Source organism: Cohnella sp. (assembly GCF_041641335.1).
GTDB lineage: Bacteria > Bacillota > Bacilli > Paenibacillales > Paenibacillaceae > Cohnella.
Genome location: NZ_JBEPYQ010000050.1, coordinates 1 through 24,659, shown reverse-complemented (window position 1 = coordinate 24,659; position 24,659 = coordinate 1). Strand labels below are relative to the sequence as shown.

The following is a 24,659-nucleotide window of genomic DNA, read 5'->3' as shown; positions in this document are numbered from 1 at the left end:
GCTTCTTCGGCACGGAAGCCATCCGGACTTCCGTCCGAACGTTGAACGATAACTTGCCGGGATACGTTCTGGGCTGGACGCGGGATATGCTCTCCAGGTTCGAAGCGGAAGAAGGGTATTCGCTTCGTCCGTTGTTAGGCGCTCTTCTCTACGAGCTTGACGATAGCAGCCATACCGTGCGGGAGCATTACTACGGCGCATTGACGCGATGGTACGTCGACGCTTATCACGGCACGCTGAGCCGATGGTGCGAGACGCGGGGGCTGGCCTACATCGGCCATACGTTGGAGGAGCCGCTTTGGGGACAGGCGCGCTCTCAAGGGAACCAGACGAGGGTGCTGCAGCAATTCCACTATCCGGGCGTGGATTACTTAACAAAGGGGATAGGGACGAAAGAGAATCCTTACCGAATCCTGTCCGTGAAATGCGCTTCTTCCGTCGCTCGTCTGGAGGGCAAGCGGCGAGTGGTGTGCGAGGCGTTCGTTCGAAGGGTACCGCAAAACCGATTTCCCGCAAACCGAGTTCTACCATGCTCCGCATTGGGATCATTATCGAAGCTTCGCCGACTATACCGGCCGACTGTGCATGCTCGGCAGCCTGGGCGAATCCGTATCGAAAATCCTGCTGTTGTCGCCGATCCACACCGTATACCAGGAGATGTTCCGGGACGGAAAGGCCTTCAAGAGCCTGCATGCGGACGAATTGTTCTCCTTCCTCTCGGACAGGTTGATTCGCAACCAGCTGGATTTCGAATATGTTGACGAATGTCAGATCGAAGACGGAACGGCGTCGGAGACGGGACTGACTTTCCCGAACTGCGAGGGCGAATATCCGGTTGTGATTATACCGGCTATGAAAGTCATGGGGCTGGATACGGCACGGAAGCTGAAGGCCTTCGTCCGATCGGGAGGGCTGCTGATCGCCCTGGAGGAGCTTCCCGTTCACAGTACGTTCGTCGCGAACGATCCCGAGCTGGCGAAGGAGATCGATTCCTTGTTTCCGAACACCGTCAGCGAGGGAGGCTGGCATTCGTACGGAGACGGTCGAACGCTCTTTATGACATCCGAGCAGCTTAGCGGCGACGATGCTGCGGGATTATGCGAGGAGCTGCGCCGTAGACTCGACGACGGGGATCCGGGCAAGCCGTGGATCGTACCCCCGTCAAGCGCGGAGCAGGTGGTGATTACGGGCAAGCGGATGGCAGACCGGCTGTTTACGTGGATTTTGAATTGGTCGGCCCTCCCCGTTCGGATTCAATATCGTTCGCCATCCGGAGATGGGCTGCAGGAATGGGAGCTGGAAACGGGGGGGATTCGCCCTCTGAGCGAACAAGAGCTGCTGCAATTCGAGCTGGCTCCGGGGCAATTGCGAATCGTGGCTCAGACATTCGAGGAAGCGTCGCAAGAGCCGGCTTCCGAATATCGGGTGAGCCGCGTGCGAACGATCGAGCTTTCCCCGGAGTGGAGCTTCGAGCCGGAGGACGCCAACGCGCTGATATTGGATTGCTGGGAGGTGACGATGAACGACCGTCAGGCCAGAATGCCGGTCCGAATGCCCGGTCAGGTCAACGCCTTCCGGAAGACGATTCAAGTCCGGGACGAATGGATCGAAGCGCAGGCGGGAATAGATCGTGGGCAGACAGAGCCAGGCGAACGCAAGCGCGGCGTCTATTTGGTGCTTGACGACCTGAAGCAAGAGATCCAATCGCATATCGGATTTCTGTCGCGCCGCCGCAGCGTGGAGATATTCGTGAACGGGGAGCGGCTTCCCGCGCTTGAGCCGGCGCAATGGCAGGATCGGTTCTATCAATGGGCGGAGATTTCCGCTCTGCTCCGAGGCGGCGACAATACGATTGAAATATTAATCTTCTCTCTGCTTGAACCGATGCCCAACTTTGCCTTTCCCGCTTTCCTGACGGGCGACTTCTCGGTGACGGACGATGGAGCGCTGACGGGCCCGGTCGCTCGTCTTTCGGGCTACTGGACGGATGGCGGATATCCTTACCTGTCGGGGAAGGGAGTGTATAGCCAAACCTTCGAATGGCAGCCGGAGCCTGCGGCGGAAGAAAGCGGCGGCCAGGAGATCTCCGTTGAACTGGAGATTGAAGAAGTCCGGGAGACGGCTCGGCTCAGGGTGAACGGCCAGGACGCCGGCGTCCGACTATGGCCTCCGTACCATTGGGACGTGACGCCATGGATGGTTCCCGGCACGAACCGAATCGAGCTTCAGGTCGCCAACACCTTGGATAATATATATGGCAAGAGAGTGATTCCCTCGGGTATCGGAGGACAAGCCCGACTGACGGTAAGATCAACGTCTCTTGGGGTTCTACAGCAAAAGCAATAGTCCTCGCAGCGGACTCGCGATAGTTTTATCTTTCCGTCGATGAAAGTTACGTCTATGATAGAAACAGAGATCTGGTCGGATTTCTGAAAATAGCTCGAGGGGCATAGACAAGGAGAAAAGATGAGCGAACGAATTAAGAAAGCGTGGAGGCGACTTGCGGTTCCGATGCTGGCCGCGATCGTGGCGGCGATCACGGTGCTGCTGGCGGGCTGCGGGCAGATCAGCGTCGATTCGCCGCAAGGAATCGCGTCTCATTCGGCAGAGGCTCCCGGGGCGCAAGACATTTCCCGGCAAGCTCCGCTCACCGGTTTTAAGGAAGTCGCCGATTACATCCGAAGTCATGGAACGCTTCCGGACAATTTTATAACGAAGAAGGAAGCGGAACAGCTGGGGTGGATACCCTCCGAGGGCAACCTGGGCAAGGTGGCGCCGGGCAAGAGCATCGGAGGCGATCGCTTCGGCAATCGGGAGGGGCTGCTGCCCAAGGTGAAAAACCGGATCTGGTACGAAGCGGATATCAACTATGAAGGCGGACCGAGAGGCGCGGATCGGATCGTATTCTCGAGTGACGGATTGATCTATATGACGACCGATCATTATCGGTCGTTTACCGATATTACGGAAGGAGGCCCGCCGCCGGGATGAGCACAGTGATAGAACTGAGACAGTCTGAGGCGGATCGACATGAAGATGTGCACGAATGGTTAAAGCGGGAGTTGGAGCTGCCCGAGACCTACGGCCGCAACCTGGACGCGTTATGGGATTGCGTAACCGGATACCTGCCGCGGCCAGTCGAGATCCGATGGGTGGCCGACTCCGAAGAGGGAGGGCGCTACTCCGCCATTCTGGACGTGTTTCAGGAGGCCGCTGAGGAGTACGACGACGTTCACTTCGAGTATGTCTGAGGAACCGCAATGTCGGCCGCGTCCGGGATTCGTGATGTCGGACGACATCGGATGCGAATGACGAGCGGGCGCTCCGCGCGGGAGGCGGCGCGTCTTCCGGCGCAGACTCTAGTTGCCTCTTAAGCTCCGTTTTGTTAATATTGGGATATATAATGGCTTAAACGCAAAATAACCCTACTCTCTACGGTTAGAGATTAGGGGCGAATTCGTTTCGGACAAGCGTCACCTTGTTCGAAATCGGCTTCGATGCGCACGGTCGTTTAACTTAAACAAGGAGGTGAATCTCCATGGCTAAAGACGTGCTTTGCGAAGTGAATTCCTGCCGGTTCTGGGCAGAACAGAATCGCTGCAACGCCGCTTCGATCAAGATCGTAAGCAACAGCGTCAAAGAAGCGGATCGCTCTGCGGAAACGGATTGCGTCACCTTCGAAGTGAAATAATCGTTGTTCATCCTGCTTTAAGGCGAGAGGGCTTTGCCGAGCTCTCTTGCCTTTTTATTTTAACAATAATGATAATTATTATCAAGCTTTTTATCTAACTGCCTGATTCCCGATTCGGAGGCTCTTTCAGGGAACGCGTTAAGGGATGTGCTATAATGGAAGGAAGAAGCGGCGCGAACATTCGGAACGGATTACGTATCTTGCAGCAATGGAGGCACTTGCAGATGGCCAAGGAAATCGAAAGAAAGTTTCTGATGACGGAGTTCCCCGACGCCCTCGTAAGAGAGGGCGAGCTTGTCCTGATCAAGGAGCAGCGAATCGAGCAAACCTATCTCGCGATGGACGACACCCAGGAGCTGAGAGTCCGGAAGATCAAAGACTTGGCTTCGGGAGAGCACGAGTTTACGCATACGTTCAAGAGGGGCAACGGCCTCGTGCGCGAGGAGATCGAATATTCGATCTCGGAAAGCCTATACGAGCAGCTCATTCGGGCTTCGGGAGCGATTCCGTTGACGAAGGTAAGAACGACGGCCGATTGGAGCGGCACGACCGTCGAGATCGATACGTACGACCAAGTCGAGCTTAGAGTGCTGGAGGTCGAATTCGAATCGGAGGAAGAGGCCGAGAGCTTCCGGGCGCCGGGCTGGTTCGGTCCCGATATCAGCTCGACGAAGCAGTACAGCAACAAGACGGTATGGAGAAATCTCCAGGCAGGAATCGCGAAATAATAAAAGAACGCGCAAAGCCGTCCGCGGTCGGATAGGGAGCAAGTCGAGGAGGTTCGGATCGGACGTGCTGAAGGGGTCTAACCCTTCATGATATCCCCCCCACCTCGTTGCCGCGACGTTATATGAGCAAAATCCGGTGTTCCTTGATAGGGACACCGGATTTTGCTTTAATTAGATTCATCTCGATGCTGCGGAGGCAAGAATCTATGAAAATCACAACGTTCGGCAAAGTGACCGTGCTGATTTTGTGTTTGCTGATTCCCATCATTCTGCTATACGGGTACTCCAATCAGGTAAGCATAGACGCGGTGCGGGATACAATCGAAGATCAGAACCGCAGCCGACTCGGATTTTCCGTCAATCAGATGGACATGATGGTCGATCAACTCGTGAAGCATTCCGTGACTGCCAGCCGGGACTACAGCATTCGAGAATATTTGGAGGGCAGGGGCAGGGACGATCCTGGCATGCAACTGCAACGGCAATCACGGATCGTCGACATGATGAACATGCAGACGACGACGAGCGCGTGGAGCAACCAAATTATTTTTTACTTGCGGGATTCGAGAGAAGTTGTTTCTACGGATTATTCCGCCAAGTACAACGAGGAAGTCATCAGCAACCGTCGATTGGGCGAATGGTCGCACGAAAATGCTTTGACTTTCGGGATTAAGGAAAACTTGTTCACGCGAATGCAGGAAACCGACCATGCTAACTTGTTGGTGGAAGTCCGTTTCAACGACGTCAATCTAAAAAACATGCTTGTGTCGCTGAAGCAGCAGGAAGCCCGCGAGCCGTTCCTCTATTTCCCAGGCGAAGAGCCGATTATGGGCTTTGACGGTGATTTTGCCACTGTGAAGCAAACGGCGGCGGAGCTGGAAGGACAAATCCTGCAGAGCGAAGGCAGCTTTAATGTTACGTTAAATGGCAACGGAAAATATATCGTCCATTATGTGCGATCCGCTTCTCTCGGCTGGTATTTGGTGGATGTGGTTCCGCTGGAAAGCTATTTTTCGCCGATCCATAAGAGCCGCAACCTGTTTTATTCGTCCGTTGTCCTACTGATGGCGTTAAGCGTGCTGGCTGCATTGTTGCTCTACCGCAACGTCCAGCGGCCGATTAGCTTGTTGCTGCGAGGGGTCAGGCACATGAAGGACGGTGAGTTTTCGTACCGCTTGACGAAGAAGCCGAGCAACGAGTTCGACTTTTTGTTCACCAGTTTTAACGAAATGGCCCAGCAAATTCAGGAATTGATCGACAAGGTGTACAAGGAGACGCTGCGTTCTAAGGAAGCGACGCTGAAGCAGCTTCAATCGCAGATCAATCCGCATTTTCTATACAATTGCCTCTTTTACATCAAAAGCATGGCCAATCTGGGGGATAAGCAGGCCGTCGTCGACATGGCGCTGAATCTGGGAGAATACTACCGCTACACGACCCGGCAGGAAAGCACGATGACCACGCTGGGCGAGGAGCTTAAGTTGATCGAAAACTATTTGAATATTCAATCGGCGCGCCTTCAGCGTTTTCAGTTTGAAATTGAGGTTCCCGAGCCGATGCGGGCTTTGGAAATTCCGCGGCTGTTGCTTCAGCCTCTGGTCGAGAACGCGGTCATTCACGGTGTAGAGAGCAGCGTTCGCTCCGGCATCATTCTGGTGAGCGGCGATCAAGCTAACGGAGTCAACCGCATCGTCGTGGACGACAACGGACCCGAGATCGAGGATGAGAAGCTGGTCAAGCTGCAATCGGATATGAGCGCACCGATGGACGAGCATATAGGCACCGGTCTGTGGAACATTCATCAACGGCTGATTTATATGTACGGCGGCAAGTCGGGGCTGGTGCTCGGCAAGTCTCCGTTAGGAGGATTTCGGGTAGAACTGATCTGGGAGGACAGGGGGAAGGAAACGTGAGTGAGCAGGACGGGTATCAACTGTTGGTGGTGGACGACGAAGCGAGCGTAGTCGACAGTCTGGCGGAAACTCTTCCTTGGGCGGACATCGGGGTCGTAAAAGTGTTCAAAGCCTATTCGGGCACCGAAGCTTTGGAAATCTTGAATACCAATTCGGTGGACGTAATGATTTCCGATATTCGTATGCCAGGTATGGATGGGCTGGAATTGCTTGCGTTGGTCAGACGAAGCTGGAAGAAAATTAAAATCATCCTGCTGTCCGGTCATGCGGAGTTCTCCTATGCGCGGGAAGCGATGGCTCATGAAACCTTCGACTATTTGCTTAAGCCTGCCAGCGACAGAGAAATTGTGGCTAAAGTTGAGCTTGCTGTGGCGGCTTTGCGGCAGGAGCGAAGCGAATACCGCATGTACGAGCGGGTCGCGAAGGCTTTCCAGGAAAGCTTACCGAAGCTGCGGGGCGAGCTGCTTAACGAGCTGCTTCAGGGCTTTAAGCATTATCCCGAACGGTTGGAGCTGCGTATGGATTCGTTGAAAATTGACGTCAAGCTCGGCCAACCATTCTCGATTATGCTGGTAAGGGCGGAAGACGAGCTGCTAGAAATGGATTTCTACAGCCTGTCCCTTATGGAGTACGCGATCGGCAATATGGCCGAGGAATGGTTCGAGGATTTGTTTCGTCTCTGGTCCTGCAAGAGCGTGCACGGATACTTGGCTTTCGTCGTAACTGCGACTCCTCAGGCGGCCCAGGATTTAGCGCCCGAGCAGCTTGAGCAGGAACTCCGGCATAGGGCGTCTCAACTGCAATTGAGCGTCGATCATTACTTGCGGGGCTCGGTATCCGTGCTTGTCAGCAAGTGGGGAGAATATCCCCGGGATGTGAAGCGCCTGTACGACGATCTGCTGGTGGCTCTTCGTCGACAAATCGGGAATCAAACCGGATTGTTCGTGCAGGTGTCGGACGATATCGAGCAGCAGACGGTGCATTCCTTGCAGCGGCTGTATGAGCCGCCGCTCCTGCTCCATCTGCTGGAATCCGGCAACTGGGAACTGGCGGAGGAGAAGTTGACGAACATTTGGAGCGAGCTTAATCAGAAATGGGCGAATTCGCCGGAGCATCTGACGGAAGTTTTCTTCTTCGTATACGCTTCTTTCGTCTCGTTCGCGCATAAGAACGGCAAAGAGCTTGCCGTCATGGTCGGTCCCTCGCTGTCCGACGTTGCCGGGGCGCTGCCGAGCCGCTCGATCACCTCTCTGAAAAGTTGGATTTTCGACGCCTTTGCGATGCTTCGCCAGAACATGGAGAACGAAGCGAGCGACGATCGGGAGATCGCCGTGCAGAAAATCAAAAGCTACGTACAAAAGCATCTCGTAGAGGACGTATCGCTGCAGACGCTGGCGGATCATATGTTTATGCACCCGGTTCATGTGTCTCGAATCTTCAAACTGCAGACCGGCGAAAACCTGAGCGATTATGTGCTGCGGCTCAAGATGGAGCTGGCGTCGTCGCTGCTTGCAAACCCGGCGATGAAAAGCTATGAGATTTCCTCACGGCTGGGCTATCAGAATCCGAACTATTTCAACAAAGTGTTCAAAAAATATTACTCGCTAACTCCGCAAGAATACCGACAGAAGCTGGAATCGAGGAGTGGAGATTGATCAGGCGCGCCCGTGACGGGCGCTTTTTGAGTTGTGTGAGGCTCAGGCTATTCGCAGCCATAAAGAGGGTTTGTTTCGATTGTTTTTCCGGGATTAGCGGCGACATGGTTTTGGCGGCGCTGGTTTTCGGGATGGGGCGAGTCAATAATCGTGTTAAATTTGTATCGTCAGGATTAAATAGTTGCCATGTTATACGATTTGCAATCGTTTTATGATGAATTAGTAGCCGGAAACAAAGCCGGCTCGCAGAGAACTCAACCTGGAGGGTCGACAATGAATAAAATGTGGTTGAAGAAGACGGTGGCGGTGGCGGTGCTTTCTGCACTTCTGGCCGGCTGCAGCAATGGAAACGCGGGCAGCGATGCAGGGGCGTCCGGCACGTCGTCGCCGAGCGGCGGGAAGAGCAAGCTTACGTTCTGGATGAAAAAGCAGCTGTTCGAGGACCAAAATAATTTGATCGTGGAACGCGCGAAGCAGTTCGGCGAAGAAAACAATGTGGATGTTGCCGTCGAGATTATCGCTTATGAGGATTTCTATCCGAAATGGAGCGCAGCGATCGAGTCGAAAAACGTGCCGGACGTCTCCTTCTTCGGCTACCAAGAAATCGGCCAATTTAAGGGCCAAGGCGTCCTGGAGGACGTTAGAGGCCTCCTCGCCGATTTAGAAAGCAAGAACGGAGAAATTCAGCCTAACCTCAAGAAAGCGATCACCTTTAGCGATGGTCAGTACGGTATCCCTTTCTGGACGGAGGCGCAAGTTCTTTACTACCGGAAGGACCTGCTGGAAGCGGCGGGTTTCGACGGTCCTCCGAAAACCTGGGATGAATTCAGAACGATGTCCAAGGCGCTGACCGATCCCGGCAAAGGCTTGTACGGAGCGGGGATCGGTTATGGCAAAGGAAATTCGGATGCGGAATTCCTTACTCGCGGGATTATCTGGTCCTACGGCGGCTCGGTGGATACGGAGGACGGCAAAACCGTCATCGCCGATTCTCCGGAGACGGTCCAAGCGGCTTCGTTCATTCGCGACATTTTCCTGACCGACAAGAGCACGCCTCCAAGCGCGATCGGATGGGATGACAGCGGTAACAATAAAGCATATTTAAGCGGACAGGCCGCCATGATCTTCAATGTGGGAAGCGTACTGGCAACGATCAAGAAGGATAATCCGGAGCTATACGAGAAAACGGGCATCGCGCCTTATCCGGCAGGTCCGAAAGGTACTTTCATTCCCGGCATCAGCAATAACCTCGGCATTTTCAAAGACTCCAAGAATAAAGAGTTGGCCGAGCGGTTTATCGAGTATATTCTTGAGCCCGACTGGTACAAGACTTGGGTGGAAAAGGGCGCTCCGTTGACCGGGCCTATCTACACCGATCTTACCAATGAAACGGTATGGCAGGACGAGAGGAATAAAGCGTTTGTTGAATCGGTCAAGGGCTTCAATTTCCTCGGCTATCCTGGAGAATATAATCCTAAGGCGGGTGAAGTGTTCAATTTGCGGGTCGTCAACGATTCGTTCCAGAAGCTGCTGCTTGAAACCAGCTACACACCGGAGGCAGCCGTCAAAGATTTACAGGCGAAGGTACAGGACATCTACAACAAATAATTCACAACAGGAAAGAGGCGAAGGGGTGCCGGTCAGGTCATCCCTTTACTCTTAAGCAAGGGGGATAGGGTTTGAAAATAAGGATGGATAACAAGCTGGCGTATCTACTGATGAGCCCCGTGCTGATCTATCTGCTGGCCGTCATGTTGTTGCCTTTTGGATGGGCGCTATATCTCAGCTTCACGGACAAAAAAGTAGGTATGGCCGCAAACTTTGTTGGCTTCGGCAATTATATCGAGCTTTTCAAAGATGAGATGTTTTGGAAAGCCGTTAAAAACACCGTTATTTTCACAGTAGCCGCCGTATTTTTAAAAACTGTATTCGGGATGATTATGGCCCTCGTATTAAACGAGAAAATTATTTTCCGCAATGTATTTAGGGTTTTACTGTTCCTACCCTGGACGATTCCGACAATCGTGTCCGTATTTACTTGGCAGTGGATCTACTCTGACGTCGGCGGAGTATTGAATTACTTGTTGCTGAAAATCAACGCAATCGGCCGTCCGCTCGGCTGGCTGGCCCAGCCCGATCTGGCCATGCTGTCCGTAATCGTCGTAAACGTATGGAGAGGCATTCCGTTCATGGGAATTGCGATTCTCGCCGGCCTGCAGTCGATCTCCAAGGAAATGTACGAAGCGGCGATGCTGGATGGAGCCGGGGCGATAAAACGATTCTTCTATATGACGCTTCCTTCGGTGAAGGAAGTGACTGTGATTGCTGCGGTTATGACCACGATCTGGACACTGAACGATTTCGAGATCATCTGGTTGCTGACGCGCGGCGGACCGGATAACGGCACACAAGTCCTATCCACGCTAAGTTACACGATCGGATTTTTGAATATGAATCTAGGGAAAGCGATTGCCATCGCCATTATGACGATGCCTCCATTGATCATGCTGATCAACTATGTGACCAAACGTTCGCTTCCTTCAGGAGACTAGGTGATAAGCTATGGAAAATAAATCGATAAACAGACAGATTCTCGTATACGTCACTTTGGCTGTAATGCTGCTGTTCGCGCTGTTTCCGCTGTACTGGATGGTGAATACGTCATTCAAGTCGCAAAGCGAGATTTATAATCTGACGCCTAACTTCTGGCCGAAGGGGTTCACCTGGGCCGGCTACGAGAAACTGTTCGAGAAGGGATTTCTGGGGAACGTCAGGAACAGCTTGATCGTTTCGCTAATCGTCTCTTTGTTCTCGATCGCGGTCAGTATGCTTGCCGCTTATGCGCTCTCCAAGCTGAAGTTCCGCGGACGCAAACTGATTTCCAGAGGTATTTTGTACGCTTACCTGATGCCCAGATCGGTGCTTTTCATCCCTTTGTACATGCTAGTTTCGTCAATTGGAATAAGCAATTCCATCTGGGGATTAATGTTGATCTACCCGACTATCACGATTCCTTATGCAACCTGGATGCTAATCTCCTATTTCAAAACGATTCCGGATGAAATTGAGGAAGCGGCGATGATCGACGGATGCAGTCGGGTCCGAACGCTGAGCAGCATTATTCTTCCTCTAGCAGCGCCGGGGCTTGCAGCAACCTTTATTTTCGCCTTTACGCTCTGTTGGAGCGAATACCTGTACGCTCTCGTCGTCATCACGAAGAGCACGGACAAGACGATTACCCTCGGTTTGGCCGATATGATCGTTGGCGACGTTTTCGCTTGGGGACCGCTCATGGGCGGTTCGATTATCGCTTCTATTCCGGTTATTATTATGTACCTTTTCACATCTAAATATATGGTTAGCGGCATGACCGTTGGAGGAGTTAAATAAATGACAGCCAAAAAAGTATTGGTGACCGCGACGAATTATTCCGTGCTCTGCTCGGAGGCCAAACGATTGTTGGAGGAGGCGGGCTGCGAGATTGTCGAGAACAAGCTGGGACGCCCTCATACATTCGAGGAGCTGGCTCCGCTTGTCGGCGATATCGACGGCGTCGTGGCCGGAGTGGATACGTGGGACGAGGCTGTTTTCAAGCTGGCGCCTAAACTGAAAGCCATCGCGCGCTTCGGCGTGGGCGTGGACAATATTGATCTGGAAAAAGCGAAGGAATACGGGATCCGGGTGACTAACGTTCCGGCGGGCAACGCGAATGCTGTCGCCGAATTAACGGTAGGGTTGATTCTGTCGCTCATCCGCAATATTCCCGCCCTCCAAGAGTCCGCCAAGCGGGCTTACTGGGATCGCCGGGTGGGGGTAGAGATGGAGGGCAGAACCGTCGGCCTGCTCGGGTTCGGCAATATTGCACAGATGGTAGCGAAAAAGCTGCAAGGTTTCGACGTAAATCTGGTCGCTTACGACAAGTATCCTAATCCCGCGAAGGCTGAGGCGCTGGGCGTTCGGCTGGTCTCTGCGGAGAAAGTGCTGCGGGAGAGCGACGTTGTCAGCATGCATCTTCCTAGTTTGAAAGAAACCTATCGCATGATGAGCGACGACGAGTTCAGTATGATGAAGCCGACCGCCTATTTCGTTAATACGGCGCGAGGTGCCTTGGTGGACGAAGCGGCGCTCCGACGGTCGCTGGAGTCGAAGCGCATTGCTGGCGCCGCAATCGACGTTTACGAGCAGGAGCCGGTGACGGCCGACAATCCGCTGCTAAAGCTGGATAACCTGCTCGCCACGCCGCATACGGCAGCTGAAACGGTAGAGACGTATCGGCGCGTCGGTCTGGCAACGGCGCAAGCTTTACTGGACGCGTTCGCGGGCAGAGAGCCTGCGAATCTGCTCCGGTAAGCGGGGTGCAGCTATGCTGAAGGTGGCCGTAGTAGGAAGTTTGAACATGGATCTTGTCGTCAACGTAGAGAAATTACCCAAAGAAGGGGAGACGTTGCTCGGAAGCGGATTGTCGGAGGTCCCAGGTGGCAAAGGCGCCAATCAGGCGGCCGCTATCGGTAAACTGGGGATTCCCGTATCGATGATCGGCAAAGTCGGAACGGATGCGAGCGGCTCCGTTCTGATCGAAGCTTTGCGTTCGGCTGGAGTAGATGTTTCATCCGTTATGGTTTCGCAAAGTCCGACGGGAATGGCGCTGATCACCGTCGATCAAGCCGCCAGCAATCATATCGTCGTGATACCCGGCGCTAATGGAGACCTTACTCCATCCGACATTGAACGCCAGCGGGCGGTCATCGAGCAATCCGACATCGTGGTGCTTCAACTGGAAATCCCGGTTGAGACGGTGGCATATACGTTAAAAATGGCCAAGAGCCTCGGAAAGAAGACGGTATTGAATCCGGCTCCGGCTCGCGAGCTGGATTCCGCGATATTAAGCTACGTCGATTGCCTCATTCCCAACGAGCACGAACTGCGGGCGATTGCAGGGGTGGGGCGGCTGGACGAAGCGGCGATCCGGGAAGCGGGACGCTTGTTCATGGACCGGGGCGTCCGTCATTTGATCGTCACGTTGGGGGATAAAGGCTGCTGCCACACGGACGGGGATTTTGTCCGGTTCCACGAAGCTTTCCGAGTGGAGGCGGCGGATACGACCGCGGCTGGGGACAGTTTCGTCGGAGGATTCGCGGCCGGCTATTCGGAATGGCGCGATGTCGACAGAGCGATCCGCTTTGCCATGCAGACCGCCGCGATTGCCGTAACGAGACATGGAGCGCAAAGCTCACTTCCGACTCGCGACGAAGTATTGGCTTTTGGGAAATCCTAACATTCAGGGGGAATTCGAAAGATGAAACGATTATACGGCGTGACCACCGCGATGGTAACTCCTTTTGATCAAGACGGCAAAGTGAATCTGCAGAAGGTCGCGCAACTGACAGAGTTTCTAATTTCCAAGGGCGTTCACTGTCTCTTCCCACTCGGAACGACCGGTGAAATGGTTCGGTTGAGTTTAGCCGAACGCAAAGCGATAGCGGAAACGGTCGTTGGGACGGCGGCGAGTCGGGTGACCGTGTACATCCATGCTGGAGCGGTTACGCTCGAAGATACGATCGCGCTTGCAAAGCATGCCCATGCGATCGGAGCAGACGGGATCGGAGTCGTTACTCCGATATTTCTGGGAGCCAATGACGGCGAATTGGAGCAGTACTACGTTACGGTCGCGTCGAACATTCCGCAAGATTTCCCGATGTACTTATACAATATCCCCCAATGCGCGGCGAACGATCTGAAGACCGAGGTAGCACAAAAAGTCGCGGACCGCTGCGCCAATGTAGTCGGCGTGAAATACAGCTATCCGGATATGCTCAGAACGAACGAGTATCTGGCGATCAACGAGGGGAGGTTTTCCGTCATGCAGGGCGCGGACAGATTGTTGCTTCCGGCTTTGGCGATGGGCTGTGACGGCGTCATCTCCGGCGTGTCCTGCGTCTATCCCGAACCGTTCGTCGCGGTGTACGATGCCTATCGGGAGAAAAATCTGAATAAAGCGCGGGAGCTACAGCGAATTGCGATCCGCTACTGCGAGGTGCTGAAGAGTGGCAGTAACATGTCCTATTTCAAAGAAGCGCTTAAGATGAGAGGGATAGACGTCGGATTCATGAGGGCGCCACAGTTAGACTTGCCGGCCGAGGAGGTGCGGAATCTGCAACGGAAACTTAGCGAGCTTCCGCAATTCGGCTAATCCAAAAGTTACGACTTATTGCACGGAAAAGACGGTGGAGGTTCGTAACGGCGAGTTTTTCCAAGTCGATACTTTAGTAGCTACAAGATCAGGCCTTTCCTCGGCTACAATGCGGATGATCGAATGCGGCTCCGTCCGCAAATTGCCGGGAGGGAAACCATGAAGACGTATAGAAAATCGGTGGCCGTAGCGGGCGCATTGTTTTTGGCGGCTACGGCTGCGTACATGTCGGGAAATGCTCTCATCGAATCCGTTGTAGGCACTTCCGATTATCTCGCGCATGCGGCTGACAACCGGGATCGAGTCATCCTGGGGGTGCTGCTAGAGTTCCTGAATTCCGCCGCCGTCGTCGGGATCGCCATCGCTTTGTTCCCGATTCTGAAGCGTTGCAATGAGAAAATCGCTCTGGGATACGTAGCGTTCCGCGCGATCGAAGCCGTACTGCTCATCGTCGGCGCGATCGGACCGCTGCTGCTGGTTGCGTTAAGCCGGGAATATGCCGCATCGGACGTACCAGGCGACCTGCAAGCGATCGGAACGCTCATTAAGGAAGGCAGCTCGTACGCATTCCAACTGGGTATGCTGGCACTTGGCGTATACAGCCTAGCGTTCTGCTATTTGCTGTACCGGTTCAGGCTCGTCCCGCGGGCGCTGTCCGCCTTGGGTTTCATTGGCTATGTCGCCTTGTCGGCCAGCGCGGTAGCGGAGTTGATGGGGCATGACGGCATGCTGCTGTATATCCCGGGAGCCTTGTTCGAGATTGCCCTGCCTCTGTGGCTGATCGTTAAGGGAGTCAAGCTGCCGGAGAGCGCACGGTAGCGGGTGGATAGGGGACACGGAGGTCGGTTAGAGGGGGGGATCTGTCATTGTAATGGAATAAATACTATGCTACAATAGCTTCAATTCGAGGAACGGAGGGTTGTCCTACAATGGGTGTTATTAATTTTGTCAGATTGCGTTTTGTCGCTTTGTGCCACTAACTAAATAGTGAACAAAGGCTCTGCCTGCGTGCGGAGCAAAACGGAATCGGACTGCCCATTTCAGGATAATCCAGCTGCATAGGTGGATCATGCGGGGACAGCGCGTCTGTCTCTTTTTTGCGTGCTCAAGAAGAGGCGTTTATTCGTCTATGCAATTGAAATCCGTCCAACTATTTTCCTTGTCGTTTCGAGGATATGGTTTATTCGAATGGGCGCAATAGCTCTTCCCTGGTACCGTAGTTCCGCCGCAGGCATACGCCTGCGGTTTTTTGTCATTCAACCTAGGGAGGAACCTATCTATGCGCAGACATAACAAGAAGCATCGGACGATAAGAAAATGCAAATCGGGCCCCAATTTTACGGGGCAGCATCTGCTGCACAATCCGAAAACGATCCAACGGCTTATCGAGGCGGCGTGCCTTCAGCCGACCGACACCGTTCTGGAGATCGGCGCCGGCCGGGGAGTTCTCACCTTCCCGGTTGCCGAAATAGCCGGCAAAGTGTTGGCGGTGGAAATAGACGCGGATTTCGCCAGCGCCTTGCGCGCCAAAGCGAAGCCGTATCCCCAAATCACGGTTATCCAAGGCGACATCAGGGAAGTGCGGCTGCCCGCCAGGCCGTTTTCCGTAGTGGCTAACATTCCGTTTTCCATCACGACGGCCATTCTTGAAAAGCTGCTGGGCAGCGAAGGAAGAGCCTTTCAAAGAGGCGCCTTCATTTTGGAGCATGGAGCGGCACGAAGGTTCACGCAACCCGTTACGTTGGACCCGCGTCTGTTGATGTGGAGAATGAATTTTGGTTTCGAAATGGGAACGGCAGTGCCCCGGACGCATTTCGCTCCGCCTCCGCGCGTCGATGCGGCGATCGTGCGAATTGCACGCAGACCTTGTCCGTTAATATCCGCTGCAGAGGGGAAGAGATTCATCGCATTCGCGGCATACGCTTTAAGCGAACCGAGGCGGACGGCGTCGGATGCGTTTAAGGGGATTTTTACTCCGGTTCAGTTAAGTACGGCGTGCAAGAGCGCAAAGGTAGCTCTCGAGCAGGCGGTTGCTTCGTTATCACTGGACCAGTGGGCGTCGCTCTATCATGCGATGCTCCGGCATGCGGCGCCTTACCGTTGGCCGAAAGGTTAGATCCATCCGTGCGGGGATAAAAGAGCGCCGATCGAATCGGAAGATACGATCGGCGCTTTTGCTAGGGCAGAACAGTTGCGGAATTACGGTTGGGTAGCGGGATCGGCAATCTGCAGCTTCTTGAAGCCGGCCAGCAGCAGAACGCCGGTTAGCACCGTGACGACGCCCGACCAGAAAAACCAAGACTGAATGCCGTATTTATCGACGATAGGTCCGGCGAGCAGCAATCCGATCGGAGAGGCGAGCAGCATGACGCTGGTCACGAGCGAGATGACGCGTCCCAGCATTTCCGGCGCGTAAGCTTTCTGAATCATCGCCATATAAGGACCGTTGAAGAACGGAGAAGCCGCTCCCATCAGGAACGAAAGAACGGTGAAGACGAAGAACGCGCCGGGCCCGATGACCCCGCTCGCCAGGCAGGTGAGTCCGATAACGATCAAGCTCCAGCAAATATACGTAATATCCTTCCACTTGGAAGCCAAGACGGCCAGCAACAAGCCGCCGAGGATCATTCCGACGCTGAATACCGCTTCGATCAGGCTGGCGCTGTATCCGCCGCGGCCGAAGTGGGACAGCGTCATGAACGGAAATAGCGTGGCCAGAGGCATGAATACGATGCTGAATACCGCGGTAGCCGCGGTAATGATGACGATCGGACGCGCTTGAACGAAAGTCTGCCATCCGAGCTTGAACTCGTTAAGAAAATGAGGAGCTTCCTGAGCCGCCGGCTTCGGCTGACGGATGGGGATGAACAGAAGCATCAGGTTGGCGATCAGCGCTCCGACGACGTCCAGGAACAATACGACGCCCAGAGAGGTGGCCGAGTACACGGCGATGCCGAGCGCGGGGCCGACGACCGTCGAGACCGAGAAGACCATCTGGTGCCAACCCGCCACCCGGGTGAGTTGGTCTTCGGGAGCAAGCAGCGGGATGGCCGCCTGCAAGGCGGGAGCATGGAAAGCGGAAGCGACGGAACGGATCAGCAAAATCAAATAGACGAATCCCAGACTGGGGTCGCCGAAATAGTAGTACAAGCCAAGGACGAGGCTGAACAAGGCGATCGAGCTGTCGGCCGCGATCATCGTGATTTTGCGGTTCCAGCGGTCCAGCCACACGCCGATGAAAGGCCCGAGAATCGCTTGCGGCAGAAAACCGACCAATCCGGCCATCGTCAGCACGACCGCCGATTGCGTCGTAGCCGTCAAATGCCAGATGATCGAGAATTGCACCATGGAGCTCGTCAATATAGAGAAGATCTGTCCCGAGAACAGAATAGCAAACGTTTTTTTCCAATTGGCAGACATTAAAAAAATCATCCCTTCGTTTATAGATCATGCCATCAATGAAACACAAATAACCCTCCGCCGTCTTCGAGAAAAAACGGCCGAGCTTGCCCGATTCATTTTGGCACTACCGTAAACGCATGGAATGAGTCAATTATGCCACCTCCAAAAAATCTATTGCCAGTGTATCAAGACCGGCGGAACATTGCAACAGACAGAAAGACTAGGGTGTCTCGGCAAGAGTTGGGGGGAGAGAGCGCCAAGGCCAAAAAAGTTATGATGAACGTGACCACCCCCAATTTGTCATTCGTAGGTTACAATGGTGGTGTCGAACCTACCTTTGCAGAGCTACAAACAAAAAGGAGATGGTCACTTATTACAGAAAAAAGGAGATTTGTCGGATTTGTTAGAATAAGTGAATGATCATCGTCGGCTCAGCGCGGTCGTCGTCATCCTATTCGTCGAGGTGGAAACTGGGACAACGTCTATCGCATCTACGAGTCGAAAACGAGCTTCTACATCTACATAAGCGGTTTGGGAGACTGGCAGGGAATAAGCTGCGCAAACGCTAGTCGCCAACCAATAATCTCCGCGAGGTGCGAAAATGACCGCAATATCGATGACCAAGTCGCAGGCGAGAAGGTTTTTGCTGTTCTATCACGGGTTGAGCGGGCCTTTTCGGTTTCGCGGCAAAGAAGGCGTACTCTCGTACATCAAGCGCGTCGGATGCATCCAGTTCGACCCGCTCAACGTCGTCGGCCCCAATCCGGAGCTGGTTCTGCGCTCCAAAGTCGAGGATTTCGAGCCCGCGATGCTGTCCGAGCTGCTTTATCAGGATCGCAAGCTCGTCGACTACTGGGACAAGTGCATGTCGATTCTGCCCGTCAAGGACTGGCCGTATTTCTCGCGGCTTCGCGAGCATCACGGGGCTTGGTGCCGGGCGAACGAAGACGTCGCGGAGCGGGTCCGGACCGAGATAGAGAGCAGAGGGGCGCTCTGCTCCGGCGATCTGGACGACAACGAGAAAGTCGACTGGGCATGGGGACCGACGAGATTGTCCCGCGCCGCGCTGGAAGCCATGTACCATGCAGGCAGGCTCGGCGTTCACCATAAGTCGCATACCCGCAAGTACTACGACCTGGCGGAGCGTCTGATTCCGCGCGAGCTTCTCTCGGCGCCCGATCCGTTCGAGACGGACGGGGGCTATTACGCCTGGTTCGTGCTGAGGCGAATCGGCAGCGTCGGGCTGCTGTGGAACAGGCCGAGCGACGCGTGGATCGGCATTCGCGGGCTGAAGAGCCGGGAGAGAAACGAAGCGTTTGCCTTGCTGTCGGAAGAGAGGAAGATCGTCCCCGTCCAAGTGGAAGGGGTGCAGCATCCGCTATACGTGCGCAGCGAAGACGTGCCCCTTCTGGAGGAGGCGCTGTCCGACGATCGCCCGAACGAACGGACCAGCGTCCTTGCTCCGTTGGACAACGTCATGTGGGACAGAAATCTGATCCGGGAGCTCTTCGGTTTCGACTACCGTTGGGAAGTATACAAGCCTGCGGCGGAGAGACAGTACGGCTACTACGTGCTGCCCGTCGTCTATGGGGAACGGATCGTCGCTCGTTTCGATCCGGTCAAGCATCGCAAGAACGCGCCGCTCTCCTTCCATAATTGGTGGTGGGAAGACGGCATAGACACGGAAGACGAACGGATGAAGGCGAGCATCGAGCGCGGCCTTGAGCGGTTCGCCGGTCAGCTCGGCACGCATTACCGGGCAGCGGAACGATAAAGAAGCGGGGAGAAAAAAAGATGAATCGCTATGTAGGCGTGGAGATCGACGGGGACAGTATCTATTTGATGGCCGACACTCCGTACGGGGTGCTGGAGAACGAAACTCCGACCGGCCGGGAGTGTACGCTGGAACAGCTTGCGCAGGCGGTCGGGACTTTCGTCGGCAAGCTTCCGTACAAGCCGAGCGGAATCGGCATGGGGATGCCGGGGCTGGTTGCGGGCAACGATAAAGTGGAGCTGAGCCATGTCGTTCCGGCGCTGACCGGCGCGATGGCCGAAGCGTTCACCGCGGCCGCGGGGGCACCCGTCGCCTTCGTCAATGACGTCAAAGCGGCGGCGATGGCCGAAGCCGCGCGGTATTCCGATCGAGATACGGTGATCGTCGTTCTCGTCGACGCTTTTATCGCGGCGGGCATCGTAGTCAAGGGCGAACTGCTGTGCGGGGCGAAAGGATGGGGCGGCGAGCTAGGCTACATGATCGTATCGACGGACGGCGAGCCGCAATTGCTGGATTCGCTGGCGAGCGGCTACGCCATCTTGAATCGCGCGGGCCTGGACGATACCGCTTTGCGGCAGCGGCTCTTATCCGGAGACGAACGGGTTGCCGGATGGGTCCGCGAGGCCGGGACTTACTTCGGGTATGCGTTAACGAATCTGGTGCATTTGTACAATCCGGACGTGATCGTCGTCGGCGGAAGAACTCCGACTTACGAAGGGTATATGGAAGCGGCGAAAGCCGCGCTGCGGGAGCGCGCGCTGCCGGAATTGCTCGCTTGCTGCACGATCGCGTCTCCCGCCGTTGCGAAGCGGGTCATCGCTTACGGCGCAAGAGAGTGGATTCGCAAGCTAGAGGTGAACTGAGCGTAAATGGCTGCGGCCGCTCGCCGGGATCGCATCGTCAGCGGGCGCAAGGCACGAACAATAAAGGCACGTCTCTCCTGGGCCCGCTTGCAGCGCAGAGAGAGACATGCCTTTGCGGATTTTGACCGTTGACCGCGTGCCTTAGGTCGCTTAGGCCGAGCCTTTTTCCTTGTCTTTCTTACCGGACAAGAGCCAGCCGCATACGGCGGAGACTCCAATCGCGCGTTAGCTGAGACACTTTGTATTCTAGAAGAAAATGTCTATTGGCATCCAGAAAAATGATATAATCCGAGAGAGGCTGTATAGATTGGAAGGGGTGCCTATATGGCGTGGAAAAGGTTTGTTGCCGTACTGCTTGTGTTTGGGCTGATTACCGTACCGCTTGGAGCGCTTAAAGTTTATGCTGCTTCTCCGACAATTACGGGACTTAATACTTTTCCTGTGAAGCCGTATACGGAAGGGGAGTTTTTTAATCTTACAGTTGTGTTCGACCAGAACGTGCAAGTTGTCGGCGGTACGCCAAGCTTGAAGCTGGATGTCGGAGGGACGGAGCGGGAGGCGCTGTATTCCGGCGGATCCGGCCAGTATGTCGGCTTTATTTATACGGTTCAACCGGGAGACAATGATGCGGACGGCATTGATGTAGTCGGTCCGATTCAATTAAACGGCGCGACGATCCGCAACGTTTCGGGCGAAGACGCCGTTCTTGGAAGCGGTTTTGGGGCAGGCGGCGCTTCCGTGCTGCATACGTCGGTGCTCATAGACACAACCGCGCCGACCATCGAATCGGTTACTATGCCGGCAAACGCGGTGTATGAGCCTGGGGACGAGCTGCTGTTTACTGTAGATTTTTCAGAAAATATCGTTGTCAATGTAGGCGGGGGTAAACCTTACTTGCCGCTTGACATCGGTGGCACTCAGGTTCGGGCGGAGGAGTTTTACACGAACGGTCTTGACCTGGTTGTCTTCCGCTATACCATAGAACCCGGACTTGAGGCTACCGGAATTACAGTTGGCGACGAAATCAAGTTTTATGGAGGCTCGATTGCGGACATTGGGGCGCGGAATCCGATTAATCGTACGCTTCCCGCAGCAATGGATCGATCTCTGGAAGGAATTGTGATTCAGCCGTCTAACGTCACGCCCGTGCTGCCGGTCAAACAGCAAATTCCTGCCCCAGCCGTCTACCATGAGGGAGAGTTTATCGATTTTACAATTGAATATCACGAGCCTGTTGTCGTGACGGGATTTCCGTTTATTCCGCTAACTGTAGGAACGGAGTCCCGACAGGCGAATTTCCTGCAAGCTTCCGGCAATCAGGCGACGTTCCGGTATACGGTGCAAAACGGGGACGAGGATGTGAATGGCATCGTTGCCGGCAGCGCGATCAATCTGAACGGCGGACAGATCGATAACGGCTCGGGTACGCCGCTGTCCACCGCCGTGTATAAGCTTGCGCTTGCGGACGTGCAAGTAGATGCGACGATTCCGCAAGTGACGAGAGTATCGATTCCGGCTAATCGCAATTATACGACAGGGGAGAGCTTTGATTTCAGGCTAGACTTCACCGAGAAAGTGAAGGTGGTTGACCAGCCTCGGCTGACGTTGCGGACGGGCAGCAACGGTTCCGTTACACAGGCGGTCTATGCTGAATATGTGTCCGGAAGCGGCACGGAAAAACTCATTTTCCGCTATACGGTGCAAAGCTCAGATCTGGATACGGACGGAATTGAGATCGGAGATTTAGATCGTGCAATTGGTTCAGTTGTCGATCTGGGCGGCAATCCGAGCAACCCGACAGTTGCTGCTCCAACGAGCTATTTTCTGGTTATTTTGAACGCTCCGACGCCGACGATTACTTCGGTCGATGTGCCGAGCGCAGGCACGTATGCGTCGGGGACGACGATCTATTTTACCGTGCATTTCTCGGAGGCAGTCACTGTGCAGACCGCTTACCCGCGAGTGCCGATCACGATCGGAAGCTCCCCTCAGTACGCTCTTTATTATAGCGGCGTTGGGACGGACGCCATGACCTTCCAGTATCTGATCAAACCGACGGATTCTGATACGGACGGCATTGCGTTGGGCAGCGCTCTATACGACAATAACGGTAAGCTGATTAGTTTGAACGGCTATGGCGTTCAGGCAAACTTGACGTTTAACAACGTTGGCGACACCAGCGGCGTTCTCATAGGCGCGCAGCCTGAGCCATCGCCAACCCCAACACCAAGCCCAACGCCGAGCCCCTCTCCGGAGCCGACTTCAAGTCCAACGTCGAGCCCATCGCCAAGTCCGTCACCGGAGCCGTCGCCAAGCCCATCGCCGGAACCTCCCATCAAGCCTGCCGCTTGTGCGTTCGAGGACATTAATGGCAGTTGGGCGAAAGAGGAAATTTGCGAAGCGGTTGCGCTCGATATTTTGGAGGGACTGTCGACGACTCGGTTTGCGCCGACCGGAACGATCACTCGGGGAGAATTGGCGCAAGTTCTCGTTCATTTCCTATCTCTGATAGGAGAGAAGGAGAAGAATAGCGACTCGGCTATATTGCGCTATAAGGATGAATCCGACTTCTCGGCATCGGAGACACAAGCGATTGCTGTTGCAACTGCACAAGGATGGTTGCGAGGATACGCAGACGGTTCCTTCAGGCCGATGGCTTCGATCACGCGTTCCGAGCTGCTGGTTATGCTGGGGCGGATCGCCGGCTGGAAGACGGAATCGGACAAGCCGTTCACCTTATTCGGAGACGACTCTGAGATTCCGGTCTGGGCGAGGTTCGCCGTGTATCGGGCGCAGCAAGAAGGCATTCTTGTCGGCAAGCCGAACGAGTTGTTTTCTCCTCAGGTTGCAGCGACGCGCTCGGAGACTGCTGCGTTGTTCGTCAGGCTGTATCATTATTTGAAGAATCGAGCGTGACAGGCTTAACTGCCTCGAAATCCGCCTAAGGCCAGAAGCCTTGGGCGGATTTCGTTTAACCTGCCAGCTTGCGGACGGAGACGAGCAGACGGCTGAGCGGGTTCGCCGGGCCGGTACGTGTTTCGGCTATACGCCGGCTAATCCGGTGCATTTGTACAACCCCGACGTGATGGTGATCGGAGGCGCGATAACCACCTATGTCGGCTACATGGAAGCGGCGAAAGCCGCGCTTCAAGCGCATGCGCTGCCGGAATGAAGAAAGGGCCGGGCGCCGCTGGCTGCAGTGCCCGGCCCACGCAAAGTCACGCCGCTCGAACGGATTCGTTATCTTTGTTTTTCCTGCCGGACAGGAGCCAACCGCTCAGGGCGATAATCAGCAGCACGGCGTAGAAGGTCAGCTTCCATCCGGTCGATTCCGCGAACGAGTGCGGAATGACGTGCAGAGACGGATGCGCGAGCGTATGAACGGCCAGCTTGACGCCGACCCATCCGACGATGACGAACGCGGCGATCTCAAGAGACGGCCGGCTTTCGAGCAACTTCACGAACAGATTCGCGGCGAAACGCATGATCAGCAGCCCGATGAAGCCGCCCAGGAAGATAACGATGAAGTGTCCGCCGTCCATTCCCCCGATTCTCGGCAAAGTCGTCGCCGGCAGCGCGACGGCCAGCGCGACAGCCGCCAGAATCGAGTCGATCGCGAAGGCGATGTCCGCCACCTCAACCTTGAACACCGTCGCCCAGAATCCCGACTGCTTTTTCTCCTTTTTCTCCTCGGCGCTTTGTTCGCCTTTCTTCACGAGTACTTTGCGGAAAATGTGGTTCAGCGCGATGAACAGGAGATAGAGCGCACCGAGCGCCTGCACCTGCCATACGTCCACCAAGAACGAAATGGCGAACAGAGAAGCGAACCGGAACACGAACGCGCCTGCCAAACCGTAAAATAGAGCTTTTTTCCGCTGCTGCTCCGGCAAATGCTTCACCATAATGGCGAGCACGAGCGCATTGTCGGCTGCCAGCAGCCCCTCGAGAGCGATCAGTACGAGCAGCACCCATCCATACTCCAACAGCAATCCGATATCCATGCGAAGTCCCCCTAGCGCAAAGTAAGATGAGCCTACCGTCTATTCTTCCCAAGAACGCGAAGAGACCTTCGCCTTGTTGGACAAAGGTCTCGCTAACAGCACCGTTAAGGCAATGCCAACAAAGCCGGAGAGCCGCGGCTCTCGTATTGACGACTTTATTGTACAGCTACTCCCCTTTGGAGTCGGACTATTCGGTTGCGGCAAGTCTCATTTAGAAAAATAATACGTGCGGGCGCATCCGAGGTTTCAATCGGGATTAAACGTTTTTCGGCGAATCGGCTTTGGTGGAAGCGCGCCTTAACATCGATTATCTGACGCAGCAGCTTGGTTGGCGTAGGAGACAGCCCCGCTTTTTGCATGATTTCCGCGCTTCGGCGAGATGTCGGCCTGTTTTTGCTCCGAATTCTCCATTGTTGACCTCTGACGGTCTCCTTATAATATG

General features: G+C 54.8%; 22 protein-coding genes. 19 read left to right on the top strand and 3 right to left on the bottom strand.

The features are described from left to right. Positions 1–585 precede the first annotated feature (585 nt). The 15 genes from ACESLM_RS16920 to erm all read left to right on the top strand — a co-directional run bounded on the left by ACESLM_RS16920 (position 586) and on the right by erm (position 16,293). Positions 586–2,346, top strand: coding sequence for a type 1 glutamine amidotransferase family protein (locus ACESLM_RS16920; protein WP_372632762.1), 1,761 nt, complete (start codon positions 586–588; stop codon positions 2,344–2,346). A gap of 120 nt (positions 2,347–2,466) precedes the next feature. Then, positions 2,467–2,991, top strand: coding sequence for a ribonuclease domain-containing protein (locus tag ACESLM_RS16915; RefSeq protein ID WP_372632761.1), 525 nt, complete (start codon positions 2,467–2,469; stop codon positions 2,989–2,991). Continuing rightward, complete coding sequence (locus ACESLM_RS16910; RefSeq protein WP_372632760.1) at positions 2,988–3,251, top strand: barstar family protein; 264 nt, start codon at positions 2,988–2,990, stop codon at positions 3,249–3,251. Before ACESLM_RS16915 ends, ACESLM_RS16910 begins: the two co-directional genes overlap by 4 nt. 287 nt (positions 3,252–3,538) lie before the next feature. Continuing rightward, positions 3,539–3,691 carry a DUF1540 domain-containing protein gene (locus ACESLM_RS16905; protein WP_094050876.1) on the top strand — a complete coding sequence of 51 codons (153 nt, stop codon included), beginning with the start codon at positions 3,539–3,541 and terminating at the stop codon, positions 3,689–3,691. 224 nt (positions 3,692–3,915) lie between these two features. Beyond that, the gene (locus ACESLM_RS16900; RefSeq protein WP_372632759.1) at positions 3,916–4,419 is read left to right on the top strand and encodes a CYTH domain-containing protein; all 504 of its coding nucleotides are present in this window, start codon (positions 3,916–3,918) and stop codon (positions 4,417–4,419) included. Positions 4,420–4,625: 206 nt separating this feature from the next. Further along, entirely contained in the window at positions 4,626–6,332 is a 1,707-nt protein-coding gene (locus tag ACESLM_RS16895) for a sensor histidine kinase (RefSeq protein ID WP_372632758.1), read from the top strand. Continuing rightward, a complete protein-coding gene (locus ACESLM_RS16890; RefSeq protein ID WP_372632757.1) occupies positions 6,329–7,987 on the top strand; it encodes a response regulator transcription factor in 1,659 nt (552 codons plus the stop codon). Before ACESLM_RS16895 ends, ACESLM_RS16890 begins: the two co-directional genes overlap by 4 nt. A gap of 273 nt (positions 7,988–8,260) precedes the next feature. Further along, positions 8,261–9,595, top strand: coding sequence for an ABC transporter substrate-binding protein (locus tag ACESLM_RS16885; protein ID WP_372632756.1), 1,335 nt, complete (start codon positions 8,261–8,263; stop codon positions 9,593–9,595). 71 nt (positions 9,596–9,666) lie between these two features. Further along, entirely contained in the window at positions 9,667–10,539 is an 873-nt protein-coding gene (locus ACESLM_RS16880; RefSeq protein WP_372632755.1) for a carbohydrate ABC transporter permease, read from the top strand. 10 nt (positions 10,540–10,549) lie between these two features. Further along, positions 10,550–11,377 (top strand): carbohydrate ABC transporter permease, encoded by an 828-nt coding sequence (locus ACESLM_RS16875; RefSeq protein ID WP_372632754.1) that lies wholly within the window; start codon positions 10,550–10,552, stop codon positions 11,375–11,377. Continuing rightward, on the top strand, positions 11,378–12,337 hold the full coding sequence (locus ACESLM_RS16870) for a phosphoglycerate dehydrogenase (RefSeq protein ID WP_372632753.1): 960 nt from the start codon (positions 11,378–11,380) through the stop codon (positions 12,335–12,337). It abuts the gene before it with no gap. 13 nt (positions 12,338–12,350) lie between these two features. Beyond that, entirely contained in the window at positions 12,351–13,262 is a 912-nt protein-coding gene (gene rbsK / locus ACESLM_RS16865) for a ribokinase (RefSeq protein WP_372632752.1), read from the top strand. Positions 13,263–13,283: 21 nt separating this feature from the next. After that, positions 13,284–14,177, top strand: a complete 894-nt coding sequence (locus ACESLM_RS16860; protein WP_372632751.1) for a dihydrodipicolinate synthase family protein — start codon at positions 13,284–13,286, stop codon at positions 14,175–14,177. 159 nt (positions 14,178–14,336) lie between these two features. Beyond that, on the top strand, positions 14,337–14,996 hold the full coding sequence (locus ACESLM_RS16855) for a DUF4386 domain-containing protein (protein ID WP_372632750.1): 660 nt from the start codon (positions 14,337–14,339) through the stop codon (positions 14,994–14,996). A gap of 460 nt (positions 14,997–15,456) precedes the next feature. Further along, positions 15,457–16,293 (top strand): 23S ribosomal RNA methyltransferase Erm, encoded by an 837-nt coding sequence (gene erm, locus ACESLM_RS16850; protein ID WP_372632749.1) that lies wholly within the window; start codon positions 15,457–15,459, stop codon positions 16,291–16,293. Between the two features lie 83 nt (positions 16,294–16,376). Here erm and ACESLM_RS16845 read toward each other — a convergent pair whose 3' ends face one another. After that, positions 16,377–17,597: an MFS transporter gene (locus ACESLM_RS16845; RefSeq protein WP_372632748.1), complete on the bottom strand. Its 1,221-nt coding sequence runs from the start codon at positions 17,595–17,597 to the stop codon at positions 16,377–16,379. A 583-nt stretch (positions 17,598–18,180) separates the two neighbouring features. Between ACESLM_RS16845 and ACESLM_RS16840 the strand changes: the two genes are divergently transcribed. The 4 genes from ACESLM_RS16840 to ACESLM_RS16825 all read left to right on the top strand — a co-directional run bounded on the left by ACESLM_RS16840 (position 18,181) and on the right by ACESLM_RS16825 (position 23,388). After that, a complete protein-coding gene (locus ACESLM_RS16840; protein ID WP_372632747.1) occupies positions 18,181–19,353 on the top strand; it encodes a winged helix-turn-helix domain-containing protein in 1,173 nt (390 codons plus the stop codon). 20 nt (positions 19,354–19,373) lie between these two features. Further along, complete coding sequence (locus ACESLM_RS16835; protein ID WP_372632746.1) at positions 19,374–20,216, top strand: ROK family protein; 843 nt, start codon at positions 19,374–19,376, stop codon at positions 20,214–20,216. A gap of 324 nt (positions 20,217–20,540) precedes the next feature. Continuing rightward, positions 20,541–23,132, top strand: a complete 2,592-nt coding sequence (locus ACESLM_RS16830; RefSeq protein ID WP_372632745.1) for an S-layer homology domain-containing protein — start codon at positions 20,541–20,543, stop codon at positions 23,130–23,132. A gap of 40 nt (positions 23,133–23,172) precedes the next feature. Next, complete coding sequence (locus ACESLM_RS16825; protein WP_372632744.1) at positions 23,173–23,388, top strand: hypothetical protein; 216 nt, start codon at positions 23,173–23,175, stop codon at positions 23,386–23,388. 46 nt (positions 23,389–23,434) lie between these two features. Here the strand turns inward: ACESLM_RS16825 and ACESLM_RS16820 are convergent, their stop codons facing one another. Together ACESLM_RS16820 and ACESLM_RS16815 are read right to left on the bottom strand one after the other, a co-directional pair. Further along, a complete protein-coding gene (locus ACESLM_RS16820; protein ID WP_094050900.1) occupies positions 23,435–24,217 on the bottom strand; it encodes a TerC family protein in 783 nt (260 codons plus the stop codon). A 155-nt stretch (positions 24,218–24,372) separates the two neighbouring features. Then, positions 24,373–24,659 (bottom strand): hypothetical protein (locus ACESLM_RS16815; protein ID WP_372632743.1); only part of this gene is annotated, 287 nt, incomplete at its 5' end.